The sequence below is a fragment of the Herbaspirillum sp. DW155 genome (assembly GCF_037076565.1).
Lineage (GTDB): Bacteria > Pseudomonadota > Gammaproteobacteria > Burkholderiales > Burkholderiaceae_D > Herbaspirillum.
This window is the reverse complement of record NZ_AP029028.1, coordinates 2,088,831-2,107,648: the sequence shown is the minus strand read 5'-3', so window position 1 is coordinate 2,107,648 and position 18,818 is coordinate 2,088,831. Positions and strand designations below refer to the sequence as shown.

The 18,818-nt window shown below is 59.0% G+C and carries 31 protein-coding genes; 17 read left to right on the top strand and 14 right to left on the bottom strand.

What is annotated here, in order from left to right; genetic code table 11:
- Positions 1–4 precede the first annotated feature (4 nt).
- The 14 genes from AACH55_RS09655 to AACH55_RS09590 form a co-directional block, all read right to left on the bottom strand.
- Positions 5–472, bottom strand: coding sequence for a hypothetical protein (locus AACH55_RS09655; protein ID WP_338719191.1), 468 nt, complete (start codon positions 470–472; stop codon positions 5–7).
- Complete coding sequence (locus tag AACH55_RS09650) at positions 469–846, bottom strand: hypothetical protein (RefSeq protein ID WP_338719190.1); 378 nt, start codon at positions 844–846, stop codon at positions 469–471. The genes AACH55_RS09655 and AACH55_RS09650 overlap by 4 nt, the downstream gene beginning before the upstream one ends.
- Entirely contained in the window at positions 843–1,145 is a 303-nt protein-coding gene (locus AACH55_RS09645; RefSeq protein ID WP_338719189.1) for a DUF4406 domain-containing protein, read from the bottom strand. The genes AACH55_RS09650 and AACH55_RS09645 overlap by 4 nt, the downstream gene beginning before the upstream one ends.
- Positions 1,146–1,157: 12 nt before the next feature.
- A complete protein-coding gene (locus AACH55_RS09640) occupies positions 1,158–1,436 on the bottom strand; it encodes a DUF3310 domain-containing protein (RefSeq protein WP_338719188.1) in 279 nt (92 codons plus the stop codon).
- A 13-nt stretch (positions 1,437–1,449) separates the two neighbouring features.
- Complete coding sequence (locus tag AACH55_RS09635) at positions 1,450–1,671, bottom strand: hypothetical protein (RefSeq protein ID WP_338719187.1); 222 nt, start codon at positions 1,669–1,671, stop codon at positions 1,450–1,452.
- Positions 1,668–2,639 carry a helix-turn-helix domain-containing protein gene (locus AACH55_RS09630; RefSeq protein WP_338719186.1) on the bottom strand — a complete coding sequence of 324 codons (972 nt, stop codon included), beginning with the start codon at positions 2,637–2,639 and terminating at the stop codon, positions 1,668–1,670. Before AACH55_RS09630 ends, AACH55_RS09635 begins: the two co-directional genes overlap by 4 nt.
- Positions 2,636–2,884, bottom strand: a complete 249-nt coding sequence (locus AACH55_RS09625) for a helix-turn-helix domain-containing protein (protein ID WP_338719185.1) — start codon at positions 2,882–2,884, stop codon at positions 2,636–2,638. The genes AACH55_RS09630 and AACH55_RS09625 overlap by 4 nt, the downstream gene beginning before the upstream one ends.
- The gene (locus AACH55_RS09620; RefSeq protein WP_338719184.1) at positions 2,881–3,279 is read right to left on the bottom strand and encodes a nuclease domain-containing protein; all 399 of its coding nucleotides are present in this window, start codon (positions 3,277–3,279) and stop codon (positions 2,881–2,883) included. The genes AACH55_RS09625 and AACH55_RS09620 overlap by 4 nt, the downstream gene beginning before the upstream one ends.
- Before the next feature lie 41 nt (positions 3,280–3,320).
- Positions 3,321–3,755, bottom strand: a complete 435-nt coding sequence (locus tag AACH55_RS09615) for a DNA N-6-adenine-methyltransferase (RefSeq protein ID WP_338719183.1) — start codon at positions 3,753–3,755, stop codon at positions 3,321–3,323.
- Complete coding sequence (locus AACH55_RS09610) at positions 3,752–4,015, bottom strand: hypothetical protein (RefSeq protein ID WP_338719182.1); 264 nt, start codon at positions 4,013–4,015, stop codon at positions 3,752–3,754. Before AACH55_RS09610 ends, AACH55_RS09615 begins: the two co-directional genes overlap by 4 nt.
- A gap of 6 nt (positions 4,016–4,021) precedes the next feature.
- Positions 4,022–4,372 carry a hypothetical protein gene (locus AACH55_RS09605; RefSeq protein ID WP_338719181.1) on the bottom strand — a complete coding sequence of 117 codons (351 nt, stop codon included), beginning with the start codon at positions 4,370–4,372 and terminating at the stop codon, positions 4,022–4,024.
- Positions 4,369–4,707, bottom strand: coding sequence for a hypothetical protein (locus tag AACH55_RS09600; RefSeq protein ID WP_338719180.1), 339 nt, complete (start codon positions 4,705–4,707; stop codon positions 4,369–4,371). Before AACH55_RS09600 ends, AACH55_RS09605 begins: the two co-directional genes overlap by 4 nt.
- A complete protein-coding gene (locus tag AACH55_RS09595) occupies positions 4,704–4,886 on the bottom strand; it encodes a hypothetical protein (protein WP_338719179.1) in 183 nt (60 codons plus the stop codon). Before AACH55_RS09595 ends, AACH55_RS09600 begins: the two co-directional genes overlap by 4 nt.
- Before the next feature lie 362 nt (positions 4,887–5,248).
- The gene (locus AACH55_RS09590; RefSeq protein ID WP_338720244.1) at positions 5,249–5,467 is read right to left on the bottom strand and encodes a helix-turn-helix transcriptional regulator; all 219 of its coding nucleotides are present in this window, start codon (positions 5,465–5,467) and stop codon (positions 5,249–5,251) included.
- A 93-nt stretch (positions 5,468–5,560) separates the two neighbouring features.
- Between AACH55_RS09590 and AACH55_RS09585 the strand changes: the two genes are divergently transcribed.
- The 17 genes from AACH55_RS09585 (at position 5,561) to AACH55_RS09505 (ending at position 18,783) form a co-directional block, all read left to right on the top strand.
- Complete coding sequence (locus tag AACH55_RS09585) at positions 5,561–5,989, top strand: helix-turn-helix transcriptional regulator (RefSeq protein ID WP_338719178.1); 429 nt, start codon at positions 5,561–5,563, stop codon at positions 5,987–5,989.
- 617 nt (positions 5,990–6,606) lie between these two features.
- Complete coding sequence (locus tag AACH55_RS09580; protein WP_338719177.1) at positions 6,607–7,083, top strand: DUF1566 domain-containing protein; 477 nt, start codon at positions 6,607–6,609, stop codon at positions 7,081–7,083.
- Positions 7,084–7,129: 46 nt separating this feature from the next.
- Positions 7,130–7,483 (top strand): hypothetical protein, encoded by a 354-nt coding sequence (locus tag AACH55_RS09575; RefSeq protein ID WP_338719176.1) that lies wholly within the window; start codon positions 7,130–7,132, stop codon positions 7,481–7,483.
- Complete coding sequence (locus AACH55_RS09570) at positions 7,480–7,614, top strand: hypothetical protein (protein WP_255475260.1); 135 nt, start codon at positions 7,480–7,482, stop codon at positions 7,612–7,614. Before AACH55_RS09575 ends, AACH55_RS09570 begins: the two co-directional genes overlap by 4 nt.
- Positions 7,615–7,732: 118 nt before the next feature.
- Entirely contained in the window at positions 7,733–7,858 is a 126-nt protein-coding gene (locus tag AACH55_RS09565; protein ID WP_338719175.1) for a hypothetical protein, read from the top strand.
- 92 nt (positions 7,859–7,950) lie between these two features.
- Positions 7,951–8,673 (top strand): hypothetical protein, encoded by a 723-nt coding sequence (locus AACH55_RS09560; RefSeq protein WP_338719174.1) that lies wholly within the window; start codon positions 7,951–7,953, stop codon positions 8,671–8,673.
- Positions 8,674–8,735: 62 nt separating this feature from the next.
- Entirely contained in the window at positions 8,736–9,347 is a 612-nt protein-coding gene (locus AACH55_RS09555; protein WP_338719173.1) for a DUF1566 domain-containing protein, read from the top strand.
- 26 nt (positions 9,348–9,373) lie between these two features.
- Positions 9,374–9,751, top strand: a complete 378-nt coding sequence (locus tag AACH55_RS09550) for a DUF1566 domain-containing protein (RefSeq protein ID WP_338719172.1) — start codon at positions 9,374–9,376, stop codon at positions 9,749–9,751.
- A gap of 17 nt (positions 9,752–9,768) precedes the next feature.
- On the top strand, positions 9,769–10,143 hold the full coding sequence (locus tag AACH55_RS09545; protein WP_338719171.1) for a four helix bundle protein: 375 nt from the start codon (positions 9,769–9,771) through the stop codon (positions 10,141–10,143).
- Positions 10,085–11,512 carry an RNA-directed DNA polymerase gene (locus tag AACH55_RS09540; protein WP_338719170.1) on the top strand — a complete coding sequence of 476 codons (1,428 nt, stop codon included), beginning with the start codon at positions 10,085–10,087 and terminating at the stop codon, positions 11,510–11,512. The genes AACH55_RS09545 and AACH55_RS09540 overlap by 59 nt, the downstream gene beginning before the upstream one ends.
- On the top strand, positions 11,512–12,423 hold the full coding sequence (locus tag AACH55_RS09535) for a recombination-associated protein RdgC (protein ID WP_338719169.1): 912 nt from the start codon (positions 11,512–11,514) through the stop codon (positions 12,421–12,423). The genes AACH55_RS09540 and AACH55_RS09535 overlap by 1 nt, the downstream gene beginning before the upstream one ends.
- A complete protein-coding gene (locus tag AACH55_RS09530; RefSeq protein ID WP_338719168.1) occupies positions 12,420–14,405 on the top strand; it encodes a DNA cytosine methyltransferase in 1,986 nt (661 codons plus the stop codon). The genes AACH55_RS09535 and AACH55_RS09530 overlap by 4 nt, the downstream gene beginning before the upstream one ends.
- Before the next feature lie 24 nt (positions 14,406–14,429).
- Positions 14,430–15,359, top strand: coding sequence for a hypothetical protein (locus AACH55_RS09525; RefSeq protein WP_338719167.1), 930 nt, complete (start codon positions 14,430–14,432; stop codon positions 15,357–15,359).
- On the top strand, positions 15,349–16,749 hold the full coding sequence (locus tag AACH55_RS09520; RefSeq protein ID WP_338719166.1) for a hypothetical protein: 1,401 nt from the start codon (positions 15,349–15,351) through the stop codon (positions 16,747–16,749). The genes AACH55_RS09525 and AACH55_RS09520 overlap by 11 nt, the downstream gene beginning before the upstream one ends.
- Positions 16,746–17,396 carry a hypothetical protein gene (locus AACH55_RS09515; protein ID WP_338719165.1) on the top strand — a complete coding sequence of 217 codons (651 nt, stop codon included), beginning with the start codon at positions 16,746–16,748 and terminating at the stop codon, positions 17,394–17,396. The genes AACH55_RS09520 and AACH55_RS09515 overlap by 4 nt, the downstream gene beginning before the upstream one ends.
- The gene (locus AACH55_RS09510; protein WP_338719164.1) at positions 17,396–17,623 is read left to right on the top strand and encodes a DUF4224 domain-containing protein; all 228 of its coding nucleotides are present in this window, start codon (positions 17,396–17,398) and stop codon (positions 17,621–17,623) included. Before AACH55_RS09515 ends, AACH55_RS09510 begins: the two co-directional genes overlap by 1 nt.
- On the top strand, positions 17,620–18,783 hold the full coding sequence (locus tag AACH55_RS09505) for a tyrosine-type recombinase/integrase (RefSeq protein WP_338719163.1): 1,164 nt from the start codon (positions 17,620–17,622) through the stop codon (positions 18,781–18,783). The genes AACH55_RS09510 and AACH55_RS09505 overlap by 4 nt, the downstream gene beginning before the upstream one ends.
- The last annotated feature ends 35 nt before the right edge of the window (positions 18,784–18,818 follow it).

Below are 18,818 nucleotides of genomic sequence, written 5' to 3'. Positions count from 1 at the left end.
GTTGTTATGCGGCCTTGGCCGCTTCCAGCAGGCCTTCCTTGATCTGGAAATCCTTGATAAGGTCGCGCGCGTATCCAGCGGTCATTTCGAGGGATGCGGCGCGGATGTGTTGGAGCGATTCGCGTGCGGCGGCTGTCTGGTGGCAGTCAATCGGCATGCCGTATTCCAGCGCCTTGCCGAGCTTGCGCAGGCCATCCAGGCGCAGATCCTGGCCGATGCGAATCTCATGGATCTCGAATGCCTCGACCACGCCGGCAATGGCTACCGCGCTGTCATACCAGTGGCCGTCGCCCTGATCCTTGAAGACTGCCGCCCCATTACTGGCCACATCGATGGTCCCGTGCTGCTCCAGCTGATCGATGATCGCCAGCAGCGGGTCCATGATTGCCTTCACCTTCCAGGGCTGCATCTTCAACTTGATGGTGTCGCCGTCCATGCGCCCAGGCTTGTAGGCCTTGTTTCGCTTCTTCATGAGCACGCCCCTCCAATTTCGATATGCACGGCACCAGGCTTGCGGCCGTAGCGACGCGTCAAAAGCACCGGCTCAAATTGGCTATCGTCCACGCCAAGCGCCTCGGCCACTCCATCAAGCCCCGCCTTCATCGCGGCAAGTAAATTGTCGCGGTCACGCGGACGGCGGTCCGGAAGCTCGAAAGTGATTCGAAGCGGCACATCACCCTTCACCGGCGACCATGCAACTGCTCGCGCCTCCTGCCGAGCCAGGACAAACCCCTCCAGATGCGCCTTCTTACGCAAACCCGACGTGGCAGACCAATGCATGCCGCTGGCGTTGTTTGGGTTCAAGCGCTTGTCCGGGAACGGCAGCGTGACGGCGACAAGCTTCATACGGGATCGACCAGCTCGGCCGCCTCGATGACATGAAGGCCCAGGCGCATGCCGATGTCGTGCTCCAGCGTGGCACCACGGGATTTTTTCCATCCCGACAGGAGCGCCACACCGTCGCACATCACCAGTTCGCGGATATCGGTGCGCATGCACTCCAACCAGTCGCTGCCGGTCGGGTTGAGTTCGGCCGGATTCACGATTTCATGGCCAAGTGCGCGCAGGCGGGCAGCCTCCTCATGGAACCGAGGGAAATTCAGGTCTGGCAGCCCGGTCATCGGCCCTGCAAGATAGAGCTTCATGCGCCACCCCCCTTACGACAGCTGCTCATTGATCTCGACCAGGCGCTGCAAGTGGTGCGCAGCCTTGGCGATATCTTCGTCACCACCCTTGGCGCCCTCGCGGGCGAGATATGCGATGGCCGTGGCCTTGTGGTAGCCGCGCACCTGTTCGGGCGTCATCCATTTCTCGATGGCCTCCCATGGCTCCAGGGCCATGTCCTTGTAGTGCGATCCGCCGACCTGGCGATCTTTCGCGGACGGCGGGCCGGGGTTGCGCTGCGGGGGAACCTGTCCGTTACGTCGAGTTGCCATGCTGATGCTCCCTTTAAATAATTTGCTGCCTGAACAATTCTTGCTGTGCCTGCAACCACGCTGCGCGCTTGGTCACTGTCTCTTGCGCGGCAGCCTGGAAGTGGCTGCAATCACGCTGCGCCGTGGTGCTCGGGTAGGTGGCCGATGCGACAAACTTGCAAATCGCAAAGCCCCGCCGGGCCATTTCTGGTTTGCTGCGCAGATCACAGTGCGAGCAATCCAGGCAGCGCATCACGCCACCTTCTTCTTCAGCCCGCGTGCTGCCTGCAGGGCGGCGTTGCGGTTTTCGGGCGAGACCTCGGCCTTGCCCTCGTCCTTGGCTTGCGCCGGTACCACGCGCTGGCCGGATACGGTCATGGGCGGCCTGCCGCCGTTGTCGATGGCCTCCTGCACCCGCTGCTTCAGCGAGAACGCCGATTCGCCAGGGATGGTCTTGAGGCCCAGATCCGCTGCCTTGGCGATCACGCCCTGCTCCGTCGCGAACCATGCGCCACCAGTGCCGGCGCCCTCCTCAGCCAGATGCTTCTTGATCCATTCGGCCTTGTAGCCGGTCCAGCCGCGAACGCAGCAGATCTCCAGCGCCTTCTGCAGCGTCACCCCGGCTTGCTGCGCCGCCTCTGCCGCCAGGTGGAAAACCGTCTCTGTGACCGGCGCCTTCTTCGCCTTACGCAACGCAAGCCAATCCTTCGCCGTCTGCTTCTCGACGCCAGCAGCGGTCAGAGCCTGCAAGGGTTTCCAAACCGGTTCAGTGGCAGGCGCCGCAGGCGCGCCTTGTGGGTTCCCTGATGGTTCTTTGGGTTCTTGTGGGTTCCGTGTACCGTTTTCGGTACTCTTAGACGGAAAAACGGTACTGTTACCCGTCGTTTTCGGTACTCTTTGACGGGAATTTCGGAACTGTTCCGATTTCGGTACCGTTCCGTTTTCGGTATCCTTAAGGCGATCAAAGTTGAACCTGTAGACCTTCACCTGCCCCGTGTTGCCCGTCCGCTTGCCGCTGTCCGAGAGATAGCCGGCTTGCTCCAGACGATTCAAAGCCGAAATCACTGTCTTGCGGTCCAATCCGGTCTTCTCGCACAGCGCCGCAATCGAAGGCCATGCCATGCCATCGTGCTGGGCGTTGTCGCCGAGAGAAACCAGGACGAACTTCATCGAAGCAGGCTTGATATCCTGCTGGAACGCCCATTGCATGGCCTCGATACTCATCCGAGCACCCGGAATGTGGACGGGCGGAAGGCGTGGCGCTCGCAAATCACAGCGCCCATGCCCTCCAGCTGCTCCAGATTAGTCCTGACGGAATGCGGGCTCATCCCCACCTTTTCTGCCAGATCGCGGATTCGTGGAGAGCACTTTCCGTCTTGCCCCGCCTGGTCAGCCAGCGCCAGCAGGACAATCTTCGGAGACGCCGGCAAGGACCGCTGCCAGACTTTGATGGTGAGCTCGATACTCATTCGTCAACTTTCAACAAACCCTTGCGGGTCAGAACTTGGTGGGTCAGCTGAACCGCCTCTTCGAAGCGCTCAAGCATCTGTTCGTGAGTCATGCCTGCGGGACGCGGCGCTCGGCCGTCCAGCACGTCATGGCATGAGCTGCAGCCATATGCGGCGCGGGTATCCGGTGCCTTCAGGCCCATGCCCTTGCCGTCCTTCAGCTGGTTGCTGTGGCAAAGCACGGTGGTATCGGTGCGGTGGTTGCACACCAGCGGGAAGCGCAGCGTGCATTCCTGATCGTGGGCACTGGCGCGGATTTTGGTCATCTTGGGCTTGGAGGCCTTGCGCGCCTTCATCTGGGACGATGCGACGCGCAGCAGGCCGGCGCCAGGCCTCGCAAACCCGGTGCGCTTCATGGGCTTTGATCCAGGCTTGAGCGGGCTTCTTCTCATAGCGCTCACCGAGGAAATGTGAGCAGAGGACGAAAGACGACCACCGCCGAGGGAAAGGGAGCATTTGTCTTTGCGCCGCCGAACTTGAGCCTGCCCCGCAAGAAACGTACCTCGCCCTTCATCGCATACTCGTGCCACCAGCTGGTGTCAGTACGGGCCGGGACGAGGCAGACGGCAAGTGCGCCGTAATGGCAACTGGCCTCATAAGCCTTTCTCATCCAATCGGCTATTTCACGGCCATATGGTGGGTTCATGAAAACCCTCTCCCCATGCCAGCTCTGGGCGAGGCCATCATCGTCCTTGGTGAAATGCCGTGCGCATTTGGCGTTCTCGTGCGTAGAGCACGGGTCAAGCGTGAAGGAGAATTCGCTATTGAGGGAGTCAAACACCTCTTGTGGCGTGTACCACTCAGGGGTGGCAGAAGAAAAATGGCCGCTCATGCAGATCGCCCCAGTTGCCAATTCACATATGGGATGCGAATGCGGTCATGAAAGCGCTCAGCGGCAGCAGGGTCGTGATCTAGCTTGCTGCGTTTGTCCACCTCGCAGACCCGGCGCACCAGATCAGCTGCCTTCTCCGAGGTGTCATAGGGCGCGTCGTCTTGCCACCTCGCATCCAGGAACGCGCGGAACTGCGGCTCCCGGCAGAAGATGCCGGCCAACTTGGCAAGAGCCCCGCCCTTTTGCTGTTCTGCTCGCATCACGTTTCAGCCCGCGAAGTGCTGCCAGGTCATGAGGACCTTGCCCTTGCGCTGCACAGGCTTGCCCTCGCCATCCAGCACTACATTGCGCACCCGGATATCAGCGCCCTTCACCTGGTCGCCGCGCACTGCGAGCGCAGCCCATTCGCGTGCGAACTGGGGCGCATCGAAGGCCGGGCTCACCTGGCGATGCCGCGTGGTCGTGTTGAACAGATCCTGCGCGAGCGCATCAACCTTGGCGCACCACTCCTCCTTGGTGAGGTTGCGCTTCTTCTCGTCGTCGTAGAACTTCACTTTCTTTTCAGCGATGCGCATGCAGTCCGAGCGGCTCACGCCGAATACACAAAATGCACTCATTTGATGGCTCCTTGGTAGATCTTCGACATCCAGATGGTGATGGGGCGGTGATGCGCATGAGGCAGCTTGGAAACGCCCATGCCAGCCTTCTCGCAAACCCCAGCGGCGCAGGCCTTTATGGCCACAGATCCCCATGCGCGCTTATCGGGAGGTGGCGGCACGTCGGCAGACGCGGTGCTGACGTCTTCGGTGGCAAACATGGCATGCTCAGTTGCGTATTTTCGAAAAGCCGCCAGCGCCTGGTCCGTCCATTCGCTGCATACACGGTCAGCATGGTCCGCCGCGCGCATGGCATCTTGACGGGCCAGATCGGCCCCCGATTGCGCGCCAATCATTTCTTTGTCCCAGGTTGGCCCAACATGTCCCCATGCTCAAACGCCTGAACTTCGGGATGCAATACGCCGCGATAGCTTTTAAGCACGTGATACGAGAGAAGCTTTTCGGTAGGAACACCCTGCATCGCAGCCCGCACTTCCAGGCTGTCGGCCTCCTCTTTCGGCAGGTCTACCTGCATTTTTCGGCGAATCATTGATGCGGCCCAGGTTGGGACGCATCGGCACTGACACCGGCCAACTGCGCCGGCAAGATGCCAACTGAGCCAAGCAAATGCTGCGCTGCAATCCGAGCCAAAGCCGCCGATACGCTGTCCAGCTGGTTCAGCTGCATATACAGCAGCAGCGCGCTGTATACGTGGTCTGGCACTCGGGTCTTGACCTCATTGCGATACGCGGCACGGGTTCTCATGTGGCACCTGAAATTTTTATGGAGGGGAAAATGAAATCTATAAAATCGCTCAGCCAATATCGGCTGAGTCGTCGGACAAGCTTCAAACAGATAGCCGGAATAAAACTCCCGCAGACCGCAAGTGCAAAAGCATTAGGAATCCTGGGCGCCTGGCACCACATAAACATCCTCAAACGAAATGCTCACACCACGTGTTTTTGCGTACTCGATCAAAACCTTGGCGGTTTCGACGGGCATGCCATGCGCATCGTTTTCATATTGGGAAACATTGCTCTGCGTGCAGCCAAGGACCTGGGCCAATGCGCGCTGAGTAAGGCCAAGTTGCTCGCGGATTTGTTTGCAAGTGTTCATAGCCAAAATAGTAGAACTTCTAATAGCCATAGTCAACAGAACTTCTTATCAAGAAGCTCGAAGGCCATCCGATGCTCTATTTACAATTGAATCATGGCGACCATTGACAAAAGACCACTGACCGAATGGGAGATTCTTGCTGCGAAGAATCTAAAAGCGGCGTGGACAAAATACAAAGAGACCCATGTGGGCGCTTCGCAAGAGTGGCTTGCTAAGCAGACCAATCTTGGAACTCAGAGCACGATTGCCCAGTATCTGAACGGGCGCATTCAGCTGAACCTGAACGCCCTTGTCGCAATTTGCAACGTGATCGAGGTCGATCCTCGCACCATCAGCCGCGAATTGACGCGTGACCTTCCTCGCGGAGATTCTCCGACGCCGGAATATATCCGAGAAGAAACAGCCACAGAAATTGCTGAGGTCATCAGCCTCTATATTCAAGCTAACAAGGAGGCGCGTGAGCTTGCATTACGCGCCCTTCGCTCTGGCATCGCCGCTGCGCGGGAAGTGGCCGCCAACTGATACCAGCCTCAGCTTGGGGCGGCGATTTATGCACGCGGCCGCCTGATCCTTCACCATCCGCACCACCAAATCTTTGTACTTGGGCTCCAGTTCTCGGAATGCCCTCATCAATTCATCCTCTTGAGTTGTAGCCATATATTCATCGCCCCCGGCAACATTTTGCATGCCCTGATAACTGTATATTTATACAGTATATTTCGAGCCCCTGACGCATCAATTTCATTTTGTAATTCTCGTGCTATGAAGAGAATACATCGGCGGTAACGTTTGCGGTATGACAAGTTAATATGTTTTTGACAGCTAGCTGTCAGGCTATTGCACTACAGAAAAGCGAGTTAATCGAGATTCAAACGCCCCACTTAATCAAAAAACCACACCCAAAATTTATTAGAAAATAATAAGAAATTCTGTTGACCATTGAAATTAGAAGTTCTAATATTCTTCTCAGGCGAACCGCTATCGATCAAATCCGCGCAGCGTCTCGCCGGCTTACGAACAAAAAATTTGATTACCGAATTCACCAAAAGCCTCAGCCAGGCCGATACCCCCCTTCACTTGGCTGAAAGCATCCGCGCCGGTTGAGGGCTTCCCGGCAAATAACTTGCGATGGAGTGGCGATGAGCAACGAAACGACACTGGTGATTGCTGGAGCACGGATTACCGTCAACACCGAAGAATTGTTCAAGGCGTGGCTTGAAAAAACACTTGCTGCGCCTGCGCAAGTGGAGGCTCCCTCGACGACGTTTCCTGTGATCGTGAAACCAGGTGAAACCTACATCGGCACCATCGCTACACCAGGCGGATATGGAAGCTATCAACTCTTCCTGCTCCCCGGCGAAGCTAGTGATGTGAACTGGGATGCGGCAAAGAAATGGGCTTCCGATCAGGGCGGCGAACTGCCGAACCGTGTCGAGAGCGCACTGCTCTTTGCAACTGCGAAAGAGCAATTCCAGGATGAATGGTACTGGACTCGTGAGCAGCACGCGGCCTACTCTGACTACGCCTGGTTTCAGAGTTTCTACTATGGCACCCAGTACGACTACACCACGTCGTACGAGGGTCGCGCGCGTGCGGTCCGCAGATTGTTTATTTAGTTTTTGATCATTTTTCAACCTCTAAATATCAATTGGCGGAATAAAAATGACCTCGACTACACAAAAAAAGTTGGTACGCAAAACAGTTGCGAAGAACCCAGCAGCCAAGCCGACGACCCTTCTCACGCTCGACAAGCTGCAAGCACATTTCGATGCCGGTGTAGAGAAGATCCTTGACCGCATGACAAAGATGGCCGTCCCTGCCGTGCCAGTGCTTCCATCTGCAGTTGAGACTGGCGTCGAGAACGCGGCCGCACGCCTGGACGCAATTCTCACCATCTTCAGCGGCCGTCAGGCGCAGAACATCCTTCAGGACATGCTTGAAAGCGGTTGCGCTCCCTCCCGCGAACAACTCCTGCGCGAGGCCGACAAGCTGATCGCCGCACGAGGTGGCAAATGACTTGCCGCTATCGCTACGTTTTCGCTGACGGCTCCGAACGCACCGGTGAACAGGTCGGCTCCCCCGCAATCATCGAAGCCGCCGGTTATTTGGCTGGCGCACTCGGTGTCACCGTACTGGTGGTCGCATGAAGAAATTCTGCTTGGGCTTCGCTTGCGGCGCGTGCTTCATAGTTGCGGCCGTCTTCTTCCTGGCCTCGCTGCAAGCTGCCAAGGCCGCACCTGTGAAAGTTGCTTGCTGGAGGGCGAAATGAAATTCCTTGCAGCCATCCTCGTTTTCATTCGCCTCTACGGCTTCCATCGCCGGGGCGGCAAGCAAGTTTCGGCGGCAGTCCGCCTTTCGGCTCGCGCATTCGATAGCCCGTTTTACCGCTGAATCGCATCCCCCCCTGCCCGCTCCCCTCGGGCCTCGCGCTGGCAGTCCGCCGGAAATAGGCTGCCGCCCTTTTAATTTCACTGGGATTACCCATGGACATCACTATCAAGATTGACATCGAGAAGGCAATCGCCGGAGCGCTGGCGCCAGAGAAACTGGCACCGATCCTCGATAAGCACGTTACTGAAGCCATCACCTCGGCCATCAGCACCGCTACCGGCTACAACAGCGATTTCCGCAAGGTACTGACCGAGCAGCTCAAAGATGCTATGCCGCATGGGCTGGCGCTGGATGATATGGCGAAGTTCCAGCACATCCTGAATGACGCAATCAGTGCCGCCGTCTCGGGCGCGAACAATGACGCCGTTCGTACGGCCATCGAAAAGAGCGTCATCGATTTTATCCAGTCAGCCCCCTCCACCATCAAGCTGAGTGAATTCATGGAGCTGGTGCGCGACGGGCTGCACGTCGAAGGTGGCGCCAAGTTCTATGCATACCTCGACTCTGACTATGGAGTTAATCACCTCTACCTGGACAAAGACCCAGCGCCCGGCTCGTCCACCAGCTTCCGTGGCGATTACCGCTCTCGGGAGGATCGCAAGTACAGCGCCGCATACTCCCTCGCCTTCAACAAGGAAGGTGAAGTGTATGCGCTGAAGCTTGACGACAAAGTGATCACTCCAGCAAGCCTGCCGAATGCGGTCGGCTCTTTCCATGCCTTGCTAATGAGCATGTATGTCGGCCGCACCGTGCTCCTTGCGGACATCGATGACGATGAGATCGAGTCCCTGGCTAACGAGCAGTACGACGACTGAGTTCTCCATTCGCGATCTACGCCGCGAATTCTCTTAACCGTAGTTTCTTAATAGGATCAGAAATGAAATCCTCTGAACAAGAAATCGTGCCGATCATCGGTACCGCAATGGGCGGCGGCTTCTATGCCGGCCGTATCAATGTCGATGGTCAGCATTTCGCCATCATCGTCGCGCCGAAAGCAGATGGCGAGAAGGCTGAAGCCAAGTGGATTCATGACGATATCGCCGTTCCGGGAGCACGCTCCTACTACGATGGCCTGGCGAACACCAATGCCATGGCCGAGGATGGCAGTGAGCTGGCGGCCTGGGCTCGTGGCTTGCGCATCGGCGGCAATGATGACTGGTACATCCCGAGTCAAGATGAGCTGGAAGTCATCTACCGCAACCTGAAGCCGACGGTCGAAACCAATTCCGGATACGCACGCTCGGGCATCAATCTCTCCGCAATCCCGCCGATGCGCCCCTATACCCGCGAATTGCCTGCCCAGACGCAGGCAGAAGCATTCCAGGCTGGCGGCTCCGAAGCCTTCGATGACAGCTGGTACTGGAGTTCGACGCAGCACGCGGCCTACTCTGGCTACGCCTGGCTTCAGGATTTCTACGATGGCACCCAGCACCACAGCAACACGTCGTACGAGGGTCGCGCGCGTGCGGTCCGCAGATTGCCCATTTAATCCTTTAGCCATTTCAGGAGCTATCAATGAGCACTGCTAAGACCGCATGGCTTGCGGAAAACCAAAGGGAAGGCGAGATCTACGCGGGCCTCCTCTTGGGGAAGAATGGCGAACCCGATCAGCACATCTTCTTGCTACCCGGTGAAGCCGAGGGCGTCAACTGGGCTGCAGCAAAGGAGTGGGCGGCCAAGACAGGTGGCGATCTGCCCACTCGCCGCGAGCAGTCGCTGCTGTTTGCCAACTGCAAAGAGGCTTTCCAGCCTCGCTGGTACTGGTCTGGAGAGCAGCACGCGGCCTACTCTAGCTACGCCTGGTATCAGGATTTCAGCTATGGCGGCCTGAGCAACGACGGCACGTCGTACGAGGGTCGCGCGCGTGCGGTCCGCAGATTAGCCATTTTGTAATTTAGCAATTCATCAGCATGGCTATCCATACCAGTCTTCCGATCTACAAAGACGCCTACGAGCTTCTCGATGTCGTCACGGACCTCGCTAAAAATATGCCTCGCGATTTCAAGGCATCCATCGGAGGCGTGATCCGCGACGACTGCGTGAAAGTGACCGTCTTGATTTTCAGGGCGAACGTCGCTGCTGACAAGGCGCCTCACCTGGTCGGCCTGATTGAACGCCTGCAGGTCATGGAACTGCTGCTTCGACTCTCGCGGGATAAGCAGCTGATCTCGACAAAGCAGTATGCAGCGGCAATCAGGCTGACCACGAGCATCGGAAAACAGGCGAATGGATGGCGCAACGCCGCATCTCGCCCGCTTCATGGCGGTCAAGGCCGTCATGACTGAGCGATTAATTAATCTGGTCGTGCCGCTGGCCCACAAGGCCACCGCCATGCGCATCCAAGATACCGCCGGCCTGGTCCGGGTCTGGTCTTGCGCAGTTTCCCCGCTGATCGGCATTGGTGTTCGCCGGGGCGACATCGATAGCACGAACACCCGCAGCACGCGGCCAACTCTAACAACGCCTGGAATCAGAATTTCAACAATGGCAACCAGAACAACAACAACACGTCGTACGAGGGTCGCGCGCGTGCGGTCCGCAGCTCAATACGTGCGCCCACATGCTGATTTTTCCTTCCTCCAATTGGTGGAGGCTTATTTCGATTGCCGAAAGGCCAAGCGCAATACTGAGAGCGCCCTCGCCTTCGAACAAAACTTGGAGCGAAACCTCGTTGATCTCTTCGAGGAGCTCTCAGATGGTAGCTATCGACCAGGCCGGTCCATCTGCTTCGTTATCACCCGCCCGAAACCGCGCGAAGTGTGGGCGGCTGAATTCCGCGATCGGATCGTGCATCACCTCCTTTACAACCACATTTCGCCGCGCTTCTACGCTTCTTTCATCGCGGATAGCTGCGCCTGCATTCCTGGGCGAGGCACGCTCTACGCGGCTGAGCGCCTTGAAGCCAAGGTGCGCAGCATTACCCAGAACTGGTCTCGGGCCGCCTGGTATCTGAAATGTGACCTGGTGAACTTCTTTGTCAGCATCGATAAGGCTATCGTCTGGGATTTGGTCTCGCGACGGGTCAGTGAGCCGTGGTGGCTGAAGCTGGCGGAAACGATTCTTTTCCACGATCCTCGCCAAGACTTCGAACTGCGCGGAAATCCAGCCCTGCTGGAATTGGTGCCAAAGCATAAGCGCCTTCTGTCACAAGTCGATGGATTCGGCCTGCCTATTGGGAATCTATCCTCCCAGTTTTTCGCCAATGTCTATCTGGACGCGCTGGATCAATTTGCTAAGCACCAGGTGCGCGTACGCCATTACGTCCGCTATGTCGACGATTTCATCCTGCTGCATGAGTCGCCGCAATGGCTCAATGGCGCACTTGCCCTGATCTCGGATTTCCTTCCGCAGCGCCTTAACGCACAACTCAATCCGCGCAAGACCATCCTGCAGCCCGTAGAGCGCGGCATCGATTTCGTCGGCCATGTCATCAAACCATGGTGCAGGCGGCCGCGACGACGCTCGCTCAATTCTGCGCTCACGCGCACCAGCGCGGCCAAACCCCAAGAGTTTCTTTCAACGGCGAATAGCTATTTCGGGCTCTTGGGCCAATCTCCTAAGAGCCATCATGACCGTGCACGCTTGGCAAAGGCTGTTCTGCGCTCCGGATCTACCGTCAACCACGGGTTCACTCAAACCTTTAGGAAATCGTAATGTTTAGAAACGCTCAAATCTACCGACTGCCGAAGGCTTGGGGCATCTCTGCCGAACAGCTGGCCCAGTACCTGGCGCCGCAGACCTTCACGCCTGCCGACAACATGGACATGCAGTCGCAAGGCTGGATCCCGCCGCGCGAAAGCTCCAACGGCCTCGTCCACCCGGTCAATCGCCAGTTCTTGCTGCGCCTGCAGACCGAGAAGAAGATCCTGCCGTCATCGGTCATCAATCAAGTGACCCGCGAGCGCGCCACGGAACTGGAAGAGCAGCAAGGCTTCCCGCCAGGCCGCAAGCAGACCAAAGAGCTGAAGGAGCAAGTCACCGACGAGCTGCTGCCGCGTGCCTTCACGCGCATCACCAGCATGTGGGTCTGGATCGATCCCGTGAATGGCTGGCTGGTCGCGGATACCAGCACACCAGCCAGGGCCGAGGAAGCACTCAAGCTGCTGTTCAAGGCCGTGCCGAAGTTCCCGCTGGAGACTTTGCGCACCGTGATGTCGCCGGCCGCCGCCATGACCGACTGGCTGGCCAGCGACGAAGCGCCCAATGGCTTCACCGTCGATCAGGATACAGAGCTTCGCTCCACTGCCGAGAGCCGCGCAACCGTGCGCTACGTTCGCCATACCCTGGAAGCCGACCAGCTTCGACAGCACATCGAGACCGGCAAGCAGTGCACCCGTCTGGCGCTGACCTGGGCCGATAAGATCAGTTTCACGCTGACTGACGCCCTGGCGGTCAAGAAGATCGCCTTGCTGGATGTGCTCAAGGAAGATGCCGGCGCCGTCGGCAAGAACGACGACGAGCGCTTTGATGGCAATTTCGCGCTCTTCGCGGGCGAGATGGGCCACCTGCTGGCAGCGCTGGTTGGTGCACTGGGTGGCATGCTGAATGAATCGGAGGCCGCATGAAGCGTGATCAGCTCACCATGCCTCTCGGTTTCTCGCACGAACTCCTGATCGACAACTTCGCAGGCGGCGGTGGCGCCAGCACCGGTATCGAAATGGCCTTTGGCCGACCGGTGGATGTCGCGATCAATCACGATGGCGAAGCCTTGGCTATGCATGAGGCAAATCACCCCACCACGCGCCACTACCGCGAAGACGTCTTTACCGTGCACCCTGGCTTCGTGACCCAGCAGCAGCCTATCGGACTCGCCTGGTTTTCGCCGGACTGCAAGCACCACTCGAAGGCCAAGGGCGGAAAGCCGCGCGAGAAAAAGATCCGGGGCCTGGCCTGGGTGTGCCTGAAGTGGGGAACGTTCCAGATGCCACGAGCCATTGCCATCGAGAACGTGGAGGAATTCCAGGATTGGGGCCCACTGGACGAAGAAGGCAGCCCGATCAAGGCGGAGAAGGGGCGCACTTTCCGCGCCTTCATTGATGCCCTTACCACTGGCTTGAATCGCAATCACCCGGACGTACCGGAAATCTTCGAGGCGCTGGGCTCCGACTTTCCCATGGATCGTCTCTACGCTGGCCTGGGCTACAAGGTGGAATGGCGCATCCTGCGCGCCTGCGACTATGGCACTCCGACCATCCGCAAGCGCCTGTTCATCTTTGCGCGGCGCGATGGCCTGCCCATCGTCTGGCCGGAGCCGACTCACGGTGATCCGAAGTCTGCCGCCGTCAAGGCTGGCAAGCTGCTGCCGTATCGCACGGCTGCTGAGTGCATTGACTGGTCGATTCCCTGCCCGAGCATTTTCGAACGCAGCAAGCCGCTGAAGGAAGCAACGCTGCGGCGCATCGCCAAGGGCGTGATGAAGTTCGTTGTCAACAGCTCGGACCCGTTCATCGTGAAATTCAGCGAGAACAGCACCGGCCAGCCGCTCGACGAGCCCCTGCATACCGTCATGGCCGGCGCGCCGCGCTTCGGCGTTGTAGTTCCATCTGTCATGCACATGACACATCAGGGCGCAGACCGCAACGCTGCCATGAATGAGCCGCTGGCGACCGTGACCGGCGCGAACCGTGGCGAGCAGGCCGTAATCGCTGCCTCCCTGGCGCCGTTCATCACCGAGCACGCGAACGCCAGCACTCAGCGCAACATGCCGGCAGATGAACCGCTGCGCACCCAGTGCGCCGAGGTCAAGGGCGGCCATTTCGCAGTCGTGTCGGCCACTCTGGTGGACGCCGCTCATGGCGAGCAGTCGCCAAGCGGCGTGAAGCGCTGGGGTACAGGTGCGCATGACATTGAGAAGCCCATGGGCACCGTCACCGCCAGCGGTGGAAATCAGGCACTGGTTTCAGCGACCCTGGTGCAGACCGGCTACGGCGAGCGCCCCGGACAAGCACCACGCGCGCCTGGCTTGGACAAGCCGCTGGGAACAGTCGTCGCAGGCGGTGGTAAGCATGCACTCGTCTCGGCCATGCTGGCCAAGCACTATGGAGGCGTGGTCGGCACAGGCGTTGACGTGCCGTTCGGCACCGTGACTACTTCGGACCATCACTCCGTCGTCACCTCTCACTTGGTGAAGCTGCGCAATAACCAATTCGGCCAAGCCATGGATGAGCCCATGCCGACGCTGACAGCGGGCGGCGGCCACGTCGGCGAGGTGCGCGCCTTCCTGATCAAGTATTACGGCGCCGATCAAGATCCCCGACTGGAAGAACCTTTGCACACGGTCACCACGAAAGACCGCTTCGGCCTGGTCACCGTGCAGGGCGAGGAATACCAGATCGTTGACATAGGCATGCGCATGCTGACGCCGCGTGAGCTGGCTCGTGCGCAGGGCTTTCCGGACGACTATGTGCTCGATCCAATGGTCAACGGGAAACCTCTCTCCAAGACCGCCCAGGTGCGCATGATCGGCAACAGCGTCTGCCCTCCGCTCGCGCGGGCGCTGCTGAAAGCTAATTTCTCCCACGAGCAGCAGATGGCGCAGTGCGCCTAAGCAACAAATATCTAGGAGCAAGAAATGTCTAACAAACCTAGCTGGCGCAAGCTGATGGATCTCGGCGTGGTCAAGCGCACCGATGCCGGCCTGTGGGCTCGCCCGAGCGCTATCCGCATCGTCCCCGGCTTCAACCTGCGTGACATCGAGGCGCCAGGTTACCGCGATGACATCGAGAGCCTGAAGGATCACAAGCGCCGGGGCGGAAAGGTTCCACCTCTGGAGGTCAGCTTGTCCGCCGACGGCCAGGGCGTGGATGTTATCGATGGCCACCGCCGCACGACAGCGGATCAGGAGCTGATCAAAGAAGGCCTGAAGATCGAATGGATCCGCATTGAGCCGTTCGAAGGCAATGATCTGGAGCGCCAGGCGCGCATCCTTACCAGCCAAGACAGCCGCAAGTTGCTGCCGCTGGAGCTGGCCGAAGGCTACCGCCGCCTAAAGGCGTTTGGCCTCAATAACGAGGAAATCGCCAAGCTGGTAGGGAAAACGCGCCAGCATATTGAGCAGATGCTCCTGTTGTCGGCCGCGCCTCACTCGGTGCAAATGATGGTCCGCGCTGGCGAAACAGCTGCGACCACGGCTATTGAGGCCGTGCGTGAACATGGTGATAAGGCAGCAGATGTCTTGGGCTCGGCGAAGAAGACAGTCGCTGCAGCAGGCGGCAAAAAGATCACCACCGCCGCTATCCGGCCGTGGAGCCCTCCTCCGCGCGCCGTGCTGCCGATGGTCTCGGCCGTTGATGCGGTGGTGCAAGCTATCCCGGAGCACGTGCGCCAGGCCCTGCAGCACAAACCCGCCGACGATCAAGTGATCGAACTGCCCGCCGCTGTCGTCTACGAGCTGCTGACGCAACAAGGCGCAATCCAAGCATTGCGTACCAAGGCGGAGAAGAAAGCATCCCGCCAGGCCGATGCAGTAGCCGCCACCACTGGAGGTGATCATGCTGATTAAGCGCATTGACGGCTCTACGCGCCAACTGGGCGCACCCGCCGACTGGGATGGAAAGGATATGTCCTGCGGCGTCCTGCCGGTCCTCGATGTCCAAACGGCCGAAGGGAATTTCATGTTCTCGGCATGGGAGCCGACGCCGCCCGAGCTGGAGGCGCTAAACAAGGGCGCGAATATCATCCTGGGCGTGCGTGGCACAGCGCATCCAGTAGTCTCGTTGCAGGTCGCAGCCGATGCAGAGGTGAGGCATCCGGATGATGTCGCAGTTGACCAGTTCGCCGAGGTCATGAAGGCAAAATTGGCGGACGCACGCGCCAAGGGGCGCAGCGGCTGGCAAGCATGCGATCCGGCCGAACTGTCCTACATGTTGCGCGAGCACGTCGAAAAAGGCGATCCCCGTGACGTGGCGAACTTCTGCATGTTCCTGTGGAGTCTGGGCAAACTCATCGGTGATGCCCGCCCAGTAGTCGGCCTGCAGCTCACCCCGCTGGATGGCATCCAGGTCTGGATCGATGCGTACACGAATGCCGCCAATGGCCCGCACTTCATGGGCCACGGAAGGATCGTGCAGCTGCTGCGCGAGTATCTGGGGCTTCGCAAGCTGCTTGCTCAGCGAACCCCGCCGCCACTTCCTGAAACGCACTACAACGGCTCGGGCGATGGCAGTGAACCCCTGTACACGACAGACATGCTGCATCTGTATCCCAGCCAGTATGCCGCCTCTCTCGCGTTGCCAGCATGGGCAGTGCCTGAAGGCTACGTCCTGATGCCGCGCCGGCTGACAGCCGAGAACGGAGCTAAGGCCGCCCTGTCCGGCGAGTTCTCCGAAAGTTTCAGTACGGATTGCCCATTTTGCGACGCCGACGAGCCAGACATGGAATGCGAAATCTGCGCCGGAAGTGGCGGCTTCGTTGCGCCAGTGCCGGTCGAATGGGACACCATCAAGCGGATCTATGAGAAGGTGGTCGAAGAACTAGCATCCTCCTCGCCGACGGCGGCGCAACCGGTGGACGGCTTCAAGACCCAGCCGACAGCCGAGCAAGTTGCGGCAGTGCACGAGCGCTTAGAAGCGGCCGGACTTCAAAAGGTGGCGCAGCCGGTTGCCTTCCGCGAGGTTGCGGCCGACGGCACCCCGATCACAGATTGGATCGATGGCGCGCTCCCGCCGAACACCCCGCCGCTTCATCCTGGCGCAACTATTCAGTTTGCCTACAGTACGCCTGCAGCTGAGCCCATCGCCTGGGAAAGCACGACGCCGGCCTACGCCAAGTACATCACGGATGCGCGCTATCAGCAGCTTCATCCCGGCTTCAAGCCTTGGTTCAAACCCTATCGTTGCAGTCAGTGCAGCGCGCCAGCCGCTACTGCATTTCCTGAAGGGAGCGTGCCATGAGGGAGAATCCCCTGCTGATGAATGGCCCGATGGTGCGTGCCGTCCTCGCTGGCAACAAAACGCAGACCCGGCGTATTGCAAAAAACGTGGTCGATGTGCATGCCCGTACCGGTGAGCCCCTCGCCGGTCTCGACAGCGCAGGGCCGCGCGTGCCCTGCCCATATGGCCAGGTGGGCGACCTACTTTGGGTGCGTGAGACATGGGCGCCCGATCCGCCGGCAGATGGCACCTGGGCCTATACCTCTTGGGCGGGCTGCAAGGGCTCCAAGCTGATGGATATCCCGGAGCGGTACCGTACGCCGGATCATTGCATGTTTGCAGCGGACTATCCGCTTGATGCCAAGCGCTGGGTCTGGAAACCCAGCATCCATATGCCGCGCTGGGCCTGCCGCATCCTGCTGGAAGTCACTGGCGTCCGCGTGGAGCGCCTGCAGGACATCAGCAATGCGGACTGCTGGGCTGAGGGTATCGAAGAGGTCGATGGAACCCTGGATCCCCTCAAGATCTGTGAACTAGCAAAGCGTATGGGGCGCTGCATTGACGATCCATCACCTACGTTCGCCGCGCTCTGGGAAAGCATCAGCGGCCCTGGTAGCTGGGATGCAAACCCGTGGGTATGGGTCATTGAGTTCAGGAGGATCACATAATGCAAGCAATCGCTGAGCCGATCACCTTGACAGAGCAGGAGGTGGTGGCCATCACTGGCTATCACCGCGCCGCATTCCAGCTGCGCCGCCTGCAGGAGATGGGCATTCCGGCCCATCGCCGACCAGACAATACCGTTATGGTCCTGCGCGTCTACGCCACCACCAGGCCGGCTGTCGCTGCAGCGCCCGAAAAACCAGAACCAAAACTTCGCCTGATCCGCAAATGAACCGCTCTCGCAAGACCGGCAAGGGGCTACCTCGTCGGGTATACATAAAACACGGTGCCTACTACTTCGTACCGACCGAGCCGATGCTCGACCCGAAAGACGGGAAAATGAAGCGCTGGATTCCGCTTGCGAAGGTCGATGAGGGCGAAGCCGCCATGCTTCTGGCACTGGGCAACCTGCTGAAAGACGACGCACTCAACGTGGAGAGCATGCGGTACGTGTGCGCTGAATTCAAGAAGCACAAGCTAAAGCGCTATACCGATGAGACCAAGGCCACCTATGGGAGATACCTTGACACCATCGGGCATGCCTTTGCCGACTTCTCCGCGCGCCAGGTGACCACCAAGAGCTGGGCTGAATTCTTGCGCTTTCACTTCAGCGACAGGCCCAACACGGCTCAGAAATACACCGCGCTCGCGCGCAAGCTGTTCAAGTTCGTCATTTCGGAGCTGGGCCTACGCGAGGACAACCCTATTGACCAGATCGAGCTTGACGACTACGAGACCGAGCGCCGCCTCATCCTGCCAACCCATGAGCAGGTCCAGGCTATTCGCCAGGCCGGCATGATGAGCAAGGTGCGCGCCGATACGGGGAAGGCTCTTCCCACCGCCAGCGGGCCAATGTTTGCCTGCTTGGTGGATGCAGCGTACTTGCTGTGGGCGCGCGCGGTCGATGTGCGGATGCTGAAGGAATCCCAGATCGATGGCGAGCTGGGCGGATACATCCGGCTTCAGCCGTCGAAGACGCTAAAGACCAGCGGCAAGTCGGTAGACATCCTGATCACGCCAGCGATTTGGGATGTGATTCAACGTGCCCGAGCCATCAAGAAAGAGTACAAGGTGCACGGTAAGCCCCTGATCACAGGCTTTCTGTTTCCAACGCGCAAGGGTACGCCATACGGCAAGAACGGACTATTTTCGATGTGGGACCGTGCGCGCGACCGCCTGGGCATCGGCAAAGACTCGTCCCCAGAAGAACGGATTCAATTCAGGGATCTGCGCGCACTAGGCGCAACGGACGCGGCCAAGGCCGGCAAGAAGATAGACGAGATCCAGGCGCGCTTGACGCACACGTCGTCAAAGACCTCGGAAATCTACATCAAGGAAGTGATTGCCCAGGTGTCGGACATGAATCTTCCATTGCCATGGGACACAAAGTAAAACAGCACTGAAATTAGACAAGTGTCTAATATACA